General features: G+C 38.6%; 8 protein-coding genes and 2 pseudogenes (1 of these 10 cut by a window edge). 4 read left to right on the top strand and 6 right to left on the bottom strand.

The annotated features are described in order from the left end of the window. Positions 1–991 carry the 3' portion of an LA_0442/LA_0875 N-terminal domain-containing protein gene (locus LEP1GSC062_RS12855; protein ID WP_020984469.1) on the top strand. 305 nt of this gene lie to the left of the window's left edge, so 991 of the gene's 1,296 nt are visible here — the last part of the coding sequence; its start codon lies beyond the left edge, outside the window; the stop codon is at positions 989–991. On the opposite strand, the gene LEP1GSC062_RS12850 is transcribed toward LEP1GSC062_RS12855, so the two are convergent. Both LEP1GSC062_RS12850 and LEP1GSC062_RS12845 read right to left on the bottom strand, forming a co-directional pair. Next, on the bottom strand, positions 973–1,302 hold the full coding sequence (locus LEP1GSC062_RS12850) for a helix-hairpin-helix domain-containing protein (RefSeq protein WP_010577698.1): 330 nt from the start codon (positions 1,300–1,302) through the stop codon (positions 973–975). The two genes, LEP1GSC062_RS12855 and LEP1GSC062_RS12850, sit on opposite strands and share 19 nt — an antisense overlap. Before the next feature lie 260 nt (positions 1,303–1,562). Continuing rightward, entirely contained in the window at positions 1,563–2,192 is a 630-nt protein-coding gene (locus LEP1GSC062_RS12845) for a YceI family protein (protein ID WP_010577699.1), read from the bottom strand. A 15-nt stretch (positions 2,193–2,207) separates the two neighbouring features. On the opposite strand from LEP1GSC062_RS12845, the gene thiL reads away from it, so the two are divergent. After that, positions 2,208–3,152: a thiamine-phosphate kinase gene (thiL, locus tag LEP1GSC062_RS12840; protein WP_170875450.1), complete on the top strand. Its 945-nt coding sequence runs from the start codon at positions 2,208–2,210 to the stop codon at positions 3,150–3,152. Between the two features lie 558 nt (positions 3,153–3,710). Here thiL and tpx read toward each other — a convergent pair. The 3 genes and pseudogenes from tpx to LEP1GSC062_RS12825 all read right to left on the bottom strand — a co-directional run bounded on the left by tpx (position 3,711) and on the right by LEP1GSC062_RS12825 (position 6,754). Further along, the gene (gene tpx / locus LEP1GSC062_RS12835) at positions 3,711–4,226 is read right to left on the bottom strand and encodes a thiol peroxidase (protein WP_010577701.1); all 516 of its coding nucleotides are present in this window, start codon (positions 4,224–4,226) and stop codon (positions 3,711–3,713) included. Between the two features lie 293 nt (positions 4,227–4,519). Then, positions 4,520–6,213 (bottom strand): annotated as a pseudogene (locus LEP1GSC062_RS12830) (GAF domain-containing hybrid sensor histidine kinase/response regulator). 67 nt (positions 6,214–6,280) lie between these two features. Further along, on the bottom strand, positions 6,281–6,754 hold the full coding sequence (locus tag LEP1GSC062_RS12825; RefSeq protein WP_010577702.1) for an LIC13081 family protein: 474 nt from the start codon (positions 6,752–6,754) through the stop codon (positions 6,281–6,283). Between the two features lie 72 nt (positions 6,755–6,826). On the opposite strand from LEP1GSC062_RS12825, the gene LEP1GSC062_RS12820 reads away from it, so the two are divergent. Together LEP1GSC062_RS12820 and LEP1GSC062_RS12810 are read left to right on the top strand one after the other, a co-directional pair. Continuing rightward, positions 6,827–7,714 carry a pirin family protein gene (locus tag LEP1GSC062_RS12820; protein WP_020984448.1) on the top strand — a complete coding sequence of 296 codons (888 nt, stop codon included), beginning with the start codon at positions 6,827–6,829 and terminating at the stop codon, positions 7,712–7,714. 698 nt (positions 7,715–8,412) lie between these two features. Continuing rightward, entirely contained in the window at positions 8,413–8,832 is a 420-nt protein-coding gene (locus tag LEP1GSC062_RS12810) for a DoxX family protein (RefSeq protein ID WP_176091458.1), read from the top strand. 595 nt (positions 8,833–9,427) lie between these two features. Here the strand turns inward: LEP1GSC062_RS12810 and LEP1GSC062_RS24295 are convergent. Further along, positions 9,428–9,787 (bottom strand): annotated as a pseudogene (locus LEP1GSC062_RS24295) (hypothetical protein); the annotation flags it as partial. Positions 9,788–10,000 lie beyond the last annotated feature (213 nt).

Here is a 10,000-nt window from a genome sequence, read left to right as displayed (position 1 = left end):
GAAAAAAAGTGTCGAAGAAAGAGAACAGGAGCTTATAAATTCAAAAAGACATTATCTCGAAGTTTCCTTCGGAGTCGGAAACGGAACCGAACAATCCGAGCTCCGGCCTTTTTATCAAACCATTCAATATGCAGGTTTGGCTTTCAGTAGTTCGGGTCAGGCGGAAATTCTTACCAATCCATACAAAACACCAAACAATGGTTCTACGACTCGAATCCGGTACGCTTGGAATCGTTTTACGTTCGAGTTACGGGGAACGGAAGCGAAACATAATATCGATGTGAGCGGATTTCAAACTCTTGCTTTTGGAACCGGGGATTCAAGTTCGTCCGGTGAAAGAGCGACTAATGCAATCTTTGGAAACGCAAATACCAAATTTCAAAAAGTATCTTCCCGCGTCGGTTTTACTCCTTACCCACATCCCATCCTGGATCTGCAAATTTTGGGAGGTGTCGAGAGAATTTGGACAAACACAAGTCAAGAAGTGGATAGTTTGGGACCGTCGACTGCGAGTGGGGTCAATCCGAGTCGTATTAGCTTTCGCGAATATTCGAGTCATCATAAAGGATACAGTTTCGGAATCGGATTCGAATGGAAATTCCTAAAACGATTCGTGTTTCAAGGACAAATTCTTCGTTTGGATATGACGAGTCCGTCTTCCTTTAAAAATTATGAATATAGAATCGACAGCTCAAATACGATGTTTCGTCTCAACCAAATCGGATTGGACTATTGGTGGAAATCAACCGGAACCGAAATTAATCTCAAACTTTCTACAAAGGTGAAAGGAAATTGGAGCGTATTCGTGGAAACGAGCAATATGATTTTAAAGAATACTCTCCAAACCGGTTATATATCCGACAACGAAGATAATCAAGAACAAATTGGACTGAAGATTTTCGGACCGAAAATTTTGATTCCGATGTTATACGAATCCAAAACGATTCTTACTTATGTTCAACTCGGTGTTAACTACCGTTTCGATTTCTGAATTTTTTCGGTGTCCTTCCAATTCCACCACTTTAACTTTTCCGAGTTCGGTTTTTTAGTATTCAAAGAATAGTGAACACAACGGAAGACATAAAGCATACAGCGGTCCACATAGCCGCCGTGAAGTTCGCAACAACGAATGTACAATTTTTCCGGATCGGTTGACCGAATCTCGTCCAAACTTCTAAAACCCAGATTCCAATAATCCATCGCGATCGATTTTCCGACTCCGGGCAAGGTTTTAAATTCTTTTAGGATATCGGATTTTTCCGAATATCCTTCGACAGATTTAGAATATTCTTTTTTACTCATAGACTATTCTGATGGATTTTACTTTCGTTACGTCTCATTTTCTAACATTTAGATTCGTGGGATGAATATCACTGAGGGTTTATTCTAAAATCTTAAGAAAAATTGGTTATAATCATTCGGTACGTTTGTAACAAAATGCAGGAGTTCCCACCGATTAGGAACAAGGATACTCCTGAACATATTTCTAAATAAGGTTATGCGAGATAGAAAGATATTCCAAAAAGTGCAAAAGCAAATTCAAGACGATCCTTTTCGTTTTGTCACTTGCAATCCGCCTTGAGTTGAGTGGAAATTGTAAGTTCGACTTCCGGCCAAAGTTTAGAAACCCCGTCTTTTCCTTTATGCAAATCTTTGCATACTTGATTGAGTGCGTCAATTGCCGCCAGAGCTTTAAAGTTCCCGAGCTCCAAATTTGAACTTGCGCTAAGTCGGGTTCCTTCTTGGAGAGTAAAGCTTGCGTCCAGATTTTTGGTGACTCCGTTGAAAGTTAGGGAAATGATTCCTTTTCCGGAGGTTTTGTCGGAATTTAATTCTGCGGAAACGACCTTACCCTCGATTTTTCCATTCTTTTTCAAAGGATAAAAAAATGCGGACTTGATTTTTGCGTCTCGATCGTTATTTCCCGAGTTAACCGTATTCGGATCGATTGTAAACTTCATTCCTTTGAGGGCTTTTTCGGGGGAATTTCCGGCCTTTGTTCCGACCACTTGGATTTTATCAAAAGAACCGCTGACCCCGGTTTTTTCCGTAAATTTAAAGGCTTTCCAACTGAACTTCGTACTCGTGTGATCATACGAGTATATACAAGTTTGGTTTTTGCCGGTGTCCTGAGAAAATCCGGCGACAAAAGGAAGTAGGATCAAACAATAGAATAGAATGATTTGTTTCATAGTCTTTCGACTAATTTGAAATCAAAAAGAAAGTCAAGGTTTTTAAAGGAAAATTTGAATTTGAAAGAATCGGAAATCATTCGTGTCCTGTATCCGCCCGGAACCGCTCAAACTGACGACTGTTATCTGGACGAAGAAGGTCGGATCTTTACAACCGATACGATCTGCGAAGGAACTCATTTTAGAACCGAGTGGAGCGGCCCGAAAGAAATCGCCAAGAAACTCGTAGAAGTGAACGTTTCCGATATCGCCGCAGGTGGCGGAGTTCCGACTAAGGCGTTCTTAAATTTAGGTCTTAGTTCCCAATGTTCTAAGGAAGAATGGATTCGTCCTTTCGCTTCCTCATTACAAGAAGCCTTATCTTTTTACAATATCGAACTTTGTGGCGGAGATACGTATCGCTCTACTTCTCTCAATCTGACTTTGACTTTAATCGGTGTTACGGTCCGACCTTGGAAACGTTCGGGTGGTAAAAACGGAGATTTTCTTTATCTCACGGGTTCGGTAGGTCTTTCTTTGCTCGGTTACAAACTTTTGAACGAAAGTTTGAACGTGCCGGAACCGCTCCGAAGTCTTGCCTTGGAAAGACATCTTACTCCCAAAGCGAGGCTAAACGTTTCCAAAGAACTTTCGAAACGCTTTCCGGTTTCCTGCTGTATGGACCTTACCGACGGACTTTTACAAGATCTTCCCAAATTGGCTTACTCTTCGAAACTCGGATTGAAAATCGATTTGGAAAAAATTCCTTCCGATTCTTCCGCTTATTTAAGTTTGGACGAGATTCTCAGTTCTGGGGAAGAATTGGAACTTATCTTTTTAAGTTCGGAAGAACTACCAGATACATTAGATAAAATTAATATTACAAAAATTGGACGAACAACACAGGATTGGAAAGGAGTCAAATTCTTTCAAAGAAACTCGGAGAAAATCTTTGAATTTTCCGGATTTCAACATTTTTGAGCTTCAAAAAAACCGGCATGGATAAAAAGGAAAATTTCTGCAATGCTCCTTACAATCTAATGAAGTCCATACTCCATGTTCTCGAACTGACTGCTTTTCTCAAAATTCGTTTCTACTGAAAATTATATGACAAGGGTTCTGTGTCTAAACGGGGATTCAAAATTTATGGCAACCTATTATATAAGGATCAGTAATACAAAGAATCTATCCAAAACTCTGACATCTAACACGTAGGAACTACTGCATTTTGTTATTAACGACTTAGAGCCGGTCTCAAAACCTGAAAAATGTGGGAACTCCTACGTTTTTAAACAACGAAAAAATCACTCAAAAAGCGTAAAGAGCCGTCAAAGAGACAAAATCTGTGGGAACTCTCACAAATTTCCTTTGAGGTTTTGGGACAAACACTAAATAAACAAATATTTGAAATACTCATTCCGGTTTATGTGAAAATTTTATCAGAAGATTTGTTCACGTAGAGATAAAGTATAGGTTAACTTTTCCATACGTCTTACGGCTTGATGTTCGATTCCGAACAAGCCGTAAGGATTGGATTTTTTACAGTGCTGCCTGGGCCGCGTCAAGTGCCGCTTCGTAATTCGGCTCCGACCCGATTTCGGAAACAAGTTCTACGTAACGAACCGTATCCGATTTATCCACGACAAAGACCGCTCTTGCGGAGAGTCCTTTGAGCGGACCGTCCGCGATATGAGTTCCGTACGCTTTTGAAAACGAGAAATCTCTAAATTGAGATCCTGTTACGAGGTTCGGAGAATTGATTCCTTCCGTGGAACAAAAACGTTTTATCGCAAAGGGTAAGTCGCCCGAGATAATCAAAGTTGCAATGTCAGAAAGCCCTGCCGCTTTTTCGTTGAATACTCTGGTTTCCAGAGCGCAAACTGAAGTGTCCAAACTCGGAACGGCTACGAGAATTTTCACTTTACCCGAATAATCTTTAAGACTGAATTCGGCGAGATCCTGTTTGATCACTTTGAAGTCTGGAGCCTTATCCCCTGGAGCGGGAATTTTTCCTTCTAACGATACCGGATTGCCTTTGAGTGTAACTTGTGCCATTTAAATTTTCCTAAGTAATATTATATTTAAAGAATATACGAAGAATCGTTTTACCGACTCTGAGTTTAACCCGATTTTTTACAAAATGATCTTTCGATGCAAGAAAAAACCTTATATCGATTTTACGAAACAATCAAATTCGGCGCTTAAAAATTTTTGACCGAAATTCAAAATCGTATATAGGATTGGCTGTGTTGAGTCGGCATGAAAATTCGCTAATGAAATAAAAAAATCGAAGTTAAAGTTCGATCCCGATTTATCGAACTGCAAGTTGCGTCGAAGTGAAATTGTTTCTATGTTTTTGAATTTTTCCTGGCAATAAAATCATTCAGTAGATCGGCGATTTCCTCTTTATGAAACGGTTTGCTGACGTATTCATTGATGCCGGACGCCAGACAGTCTTCCTTGTCTTTTTGGCTCGCATTGGCCGTCATAGCAATGATATAAGGACGAATGGACTGATTGGTATGTTGTGTGAGAATTTTGGCAGTTTCGATTCCGCTTAATTCCGGCATTTGAATATCCAGAAAAAAACGTCGGTTCCTTTTGTTTCTATGTGATGTAGTGCTTCGATTCCGTTGGAAACGATCACCGGTTTGTACCCCAACTTTTCTAAAACTTTTTTGATCAACATTTGATTGGTTTCGTTGTCCTCGGCTACAAGGATTCTTAGGTCTTGAATGGAAGCTCCGTTTGTATCGGGGTTTAGTTTTTTAGGTTCGAAGTTTACTTCCGATCTTTCGGCGAGAGGAATCCTACCCGAAATTTCAAAAACACTTCCTCGATTTATGACGCTTTGTGCGGTCAGTTTTAAATTCATCGTTTCTGCAAGACCTTTGCTGATCGCAAGGCCGAGTCCGGTTCCTCCGTATTTTCTCGAAACGGAAGTATCCATCTGCGTATAGGCTTGGAATAACTCTTTGAGTTTTTGTTCCGGTATCCCGATTCCGGTGTCCTTTACCCGAATCCATATATCGCATTGTTTCGAATCGGATTTGATGTCGAATTCAAATTCGATCGATACGCTTCCTTTTTCGGTGAACTTGAATGCGTTTGAGATGAGGTTGACTAGAATCTGTTTCAGCCGGTTCGGATCCGTCGAAATGATCAAAGAGGAAGGTTGATCTCCAACCATTTTGAATTCCAAATTTTTACGTTTTGCGTCTGTCTCAAAAAGATAGAACACGTCCCTTAATAGATCCATAAGATCAAAGGCTATTATTTCGATTTTCATATGAGATGATTCTAATTTAGAAAAATCTAAAATATCATTTAGAAGGTTGAGCAAAAGGTTGCCGTTTCTTCGGATTATGTCGACGTATTCTTTTTGTTCCGGTTGAAGTTTCGTTTCCGATAAAAGACCCGTGACTCCTAAGATTCCATGAACCGGAGTGCGGATTTCGTGGCTCATATTCGCAAAAAACTGGCTTTTAGATTTTTGGAGTTCTTCCTTTTTTTCGTGAACCAGAACTAGTTCCCGGTTTTTTTTAATCAACTCTAAGTTTGCGATGACCTGATTGGATAACACTTTTAGAATCATTTTCTGTTTGGAATTTAGTATTTTCGGTTCAGTGTCGAATACACAAAGAGTTCCGACGTTAAATCCTTCCGGTGTTTTTAGAGGTGTGCCCGCATAAAAACGAATATAAGGTGGGCCTAAAACGAAAGGGTTGTTTTGAAATCTTTCGTCTTTTAAGGCGTTTTCGATTTCGAAAATTTCATCTTGAATAATTGTGTATTGGCAGAACGAAATGTCTCGCGGAATTCCGGAAATATTCATTCCGATTTTCGATTTGAACCAAAGTCGATTCGTATCGATCAAAGAAATGAGTACGATCGGAGAGTCACAGATATAAGCCGCTATTTGTGTAAGCGAATCGAATTTTTCTTCCGGAATCGTATTTATGATCTGATACGAATGTAGGGCATCGAGTCTTTCCTTCTCGTTAAATGGGATTGGAACTGAATGATTCTTAGATGTTTCCACGGATTCAAAACCGGGAATATTCTTTCTAAAAAAATAAAATTAAGCAAGAGGAATTTGAATCGAAAAATTAAATTCGAATGATTTGAAAGTGTTTGGGAGAACCGGAGCCGTCTCGGTATAAACAATTCTGCAATTGTCTCATTTCTTTGCAGATTCTTTGTCTAATTCTCGAAGCAAATACCCATTCTCCGAAGTGATAAGGGTATTTAAGTTTAGAATGATTTGTAAAAGTTATTTTAGTTCCTCGACTCGAAGTTTGAAATGTATAAATGTCTCTTTGGTCTATGAACGAACTATGAATTTCCATAATCATTCGAGAATTTGGAGTCCATTCCTTTGCGAAATAATTTGCCTTGAGTTTGAAAGGTCCGAAAGAATAGAGTAGTTCATAAACGGGAAAATGATTTCCATTCCTGGAAGGAATTGGCGAGACGTTGGAAATTCTATCCCCCCAATAAACTAAGTTTCTAAAATCCGCCACAAATCGAAAAGCATCGTCTAAAGAATATGAAACTAAAAAAGTTACAGTAGTAGTGATCATGATTGTAGTCGTTATATTTATCTCAATAAGGTATTTGCATCGTGACCAAAAAGTGAGAGGAGCACTTGATTTATGAATCTGAGAAAAGTGAAAACCATCAGACCGTCTCTGAGAACCATCGAAGGAGGAGGTTTTCCGGTACGGAGACCCTTTCCCGTTCGAGATTTAATTCAGCTAGATCCTTTTCTGTTATTAGACGAAATGGGACCTGTGGAATATAAACCCGGAAAAGCGATTGGTGCCCCAGAACATCCGCACAGAGGATTTGAAACGGTCACTTATTTATTGACCGGAGAGATGGAACATAGGGACTCATGGGGGAACTACGGAAAATTAAAATCCGGAGACGTTCAGTGGATGACGGCAGGTTCCGGTCTGGTTCATTCTGAATTACCTTCAAACGATTTTCAGAAGAACGGCGGTTGGATGCACGGTTTTCAATTGTGGGTCAATTTGCCTTCTTCTCAAAAAATGAGTCATCCTAGATATCAAGACACTCCTTCCGAAAGAATTCCCGAAGTTGAAACGTCCGATGGAAAAACAAAAATTAGAGTTATCGCGGGAGAAGTGTTTGGAACAACAGCCGTAATCGAAACTAAAATTCCAATTTTATATTATCATTTTCGTTTAATTCCGGGTGCAGATATTACTGTTCCTATTCCTGAGTCGTATAATGTATTCGCTTTCCCTTTTTCCGGAGATGGCATTTTGCATACTGAAAAAGAAGGGAACATCTTCTTAAAAGAAGGGGAGATGGTTTGGTTTGAAAGAAGCAAAGGTGATGTTCGATTTTCTTTACACGAGAATTCTCCGAACGATTGGCAATTTCTTTTGATCGGAGGAGAGCCGGTGGATGAACCGGTTGCAAGATACGGCCCTTTTGTGATGAACACTCAGGAAGAAATCTCTCAAGCTTTTTACGATTTTCATTCTGGAAAGATGGGTGCAATTAATTCGTAAAACATTTTATTCTAATGTACAACTTTATGTTTCGCAAAAAACATAAAGTTTAGAAATTTTGGATGAGTGTTTTCTTTTCAAATTCCGCTAAGTTTGGAATGGCCTCTGTCCTTATTTTGGTGCTTTGTCTTATTTCTTCTTTTGTTTCAATTCGGTTTAAATATAAATTTGCTAAGTCGATATCAATTTATTCTGATTTTAGGCGGAACTCCGATTCCGTGGCCGCTCAAAAGAAATTTTTAAAGATCGATTCTAATTTGCAAACTTCCGGCTCTGTTTATTTCGATGCCGGATCGCGGGAGAATTTTTATTCTCTTTGGATTCTTTACTGGTCCCTACATAATAGGATACTATGAATTTTGAGACAAATTCCCCGTTTAGACATAGAATTTCAGCACCTTGTTATATAGTTCTCAGTAGGAGGAAGTTTAAAAGATCGAAACCTGGACATTTTAGGTTTGACGAATCATTTAGGGAAGCCCACAAGCAATCGAAAGTTGTCTTTGGAAAGAGACTCTAAATTAAAAAATATCTTTGTTCGAAACGAGTTTATCTTTGAATCCTGAAAGATCGGATTGGCGGTTATATTTTTAGAAAGATCGGTTTTTAGCAAATTTTGATAGTTCTTCCCTTGCAAAAGTTTTGGAAAAAGGTATGATAACACTAGCCTGAAAATCTGGAGGTGAAGTATGGATCGTTTGAACCGTTGGCTACAAGAACATCGGGATTGGTTGGTCGATTTCCTTCGAATTTATCTTGGAGGAGTTTTAATTTATAAAGGTCTGGAGTTCTTATACGACACGGATGCGTTGATTCGTTTGATGGAGATGAACAATGCTCCGATGGCATCTACATTACTCGCTCATTATATAGTAATCGCACATATATGCGGGGGGATTTTGCTTTTGTCGGGACTATTGACTCGCTTTGCGGCGCTTCTTCAAGTTCCCGTGCTGGTCGGAGCGGTTATATTTATTCACGGTAAGGAAGGATTTATGGCTCCTGGATCAAATCTTCCGTATGCCGCGATGATTCTCCTTTTGCTTTTCCATTTTTCTTTATATGGATCGGGAAGAATTTCAGTGGATTATTATATAGAAACTCATAAGAGTGTATAACGTTTATAAACGTGATAAAAACGTTTTAAAATTTGAAAGTTTTCTTTGGTCAAGGTTTCATACTGAGGAATTATATGCCTAAAAGACGGATTTGTGCTATAATTTGCGGTTATTCGTAGGCGAGACTTAGTAACATATCAATTCCAAGTTTATTACCGATGCCTACATAAAGAAATACCGTCAAATTTAGCACGGATTCCCGTTTAGAGGCAGGATTTTGGGAACTCCATTATATAGAGATCAATAGAAAATGAGTGACGCTTAAGAAATTTTGTAAGTCTTGAAACAAATTCCGAAATGAAGTTGAAAAGGAAGAGATTTTACAACGGTTGTTTTATGGATCGTTGAAAGCGCTTTTTTGAGATAGTATTATTAGAGTTTTATGAATTACTTATGAATTGCGGTTCGAAATTAAAATTATATTCTCATTTCAAGTAAAGGCTTTGTTTTATTACCAATTAAAGCCAGTTCCGAGTCTTGCGGAGTGGACCAGATTTGCCTTTCCTTTGTGCCTAGAAGCTATCTCAAAAATATCTTAGAATGATTGGAATCGGCGTTTTAAACAAAGATAAAGTATTTTTGAGATAGCTTCTAATAAATTATTTATACGTCCGTAAGTTTTGGAATTGGTATCGTAATTCGTAAATACCAATTCCGTTAAGCGATAAACTTGATCGCTTATAAAGTATCGGGAGCCGATCGCTAAACCCGTTTGGAATTTGACACCGAGTCTTTTCCATAGCAGAATAAAATTCTAATGTACGGATCAAATACGAAATTTTCAAGAAAATGATAGGAAAAGTGCACGTTAAACGTAAGAGCTTTCATCAACGTTGTTATGATAGGTGAAATAGGGGAGTGCAATTTCTATTTTCGTTAATTGATCAACCGGAATGTTTTGGAATGAAGGGTTAATAAGACGAAGCAAGCCCGTTCCTAATAAAAAATCGAATTTATGTTTTACGTGCCATTGCTTTTTATACAGCTTTGTCCAAAATGTTTGGGTTGCTTTATTCACGTTAAAAGACTCTCCGGAATGAAAATTAACTCAATATGATTTTATGCGAAAAAATAACTAGAATCCGTCGCAAAACTTTAAAATAACGTGGGTTTGTGCAGAAATGAAAAAGAATTTTCTAAAAGTAAGAATTCCTACAATTTTAGAATT

The sequence above is a fragment of the Leptospira alexanderi serovar Manhao 3 str. L 60 genome (genome assembly GCF_000243815.2).
Classification (GTDB): domain Bacteria; phylum Spirochaetota; class Leptospiria; order Leptospirales; family Leptospiraceae; genus Leptospira; species Leptospira alexanderi.
Note: the sequence above shows the minus strand (reverse complement) of the source record. Positions and strands in the feature narration are given on the sequence as shown.

Coding starts and splice junctions, on each gene's coding strand:
- LEP1GSC062_RS12820 (WP_020984448.1), top strand. CDS start 6,827: ATGAATCTGAGAAAAGTGAAAACCATCAGACCGTCTCTGAGAACCATC.
- LEP1GSC062_RS12825 (WP_010577702.1), bottom strand. CDS start 6,754: ATGATCACTACTACTGTAACTTTTTTAGTTTCATATTCTTTAGACGAT.
- LEP1GSC062_RS12845 (WP_010577699.1), bottom strand. CDS start 2,192: ATGAAACAAATCATTCTATTCTATTGTTTGATCCTACTTCCTTTTGTC.
- tpx (WP_010577701.1), bottom strand. CDS start 4,226: ATGGCACAAGTTACACTCAAAGGCAATCCGGTATCGTTAGAAGGAAAA.
- LEP1GSC062_RS12850 (WP_010577698.1), bottom strand. CDS start 1,302: ATGAGTAAAAAAGAATATTCTAAATCTGTCGAAGGATATTCGGAAAAA.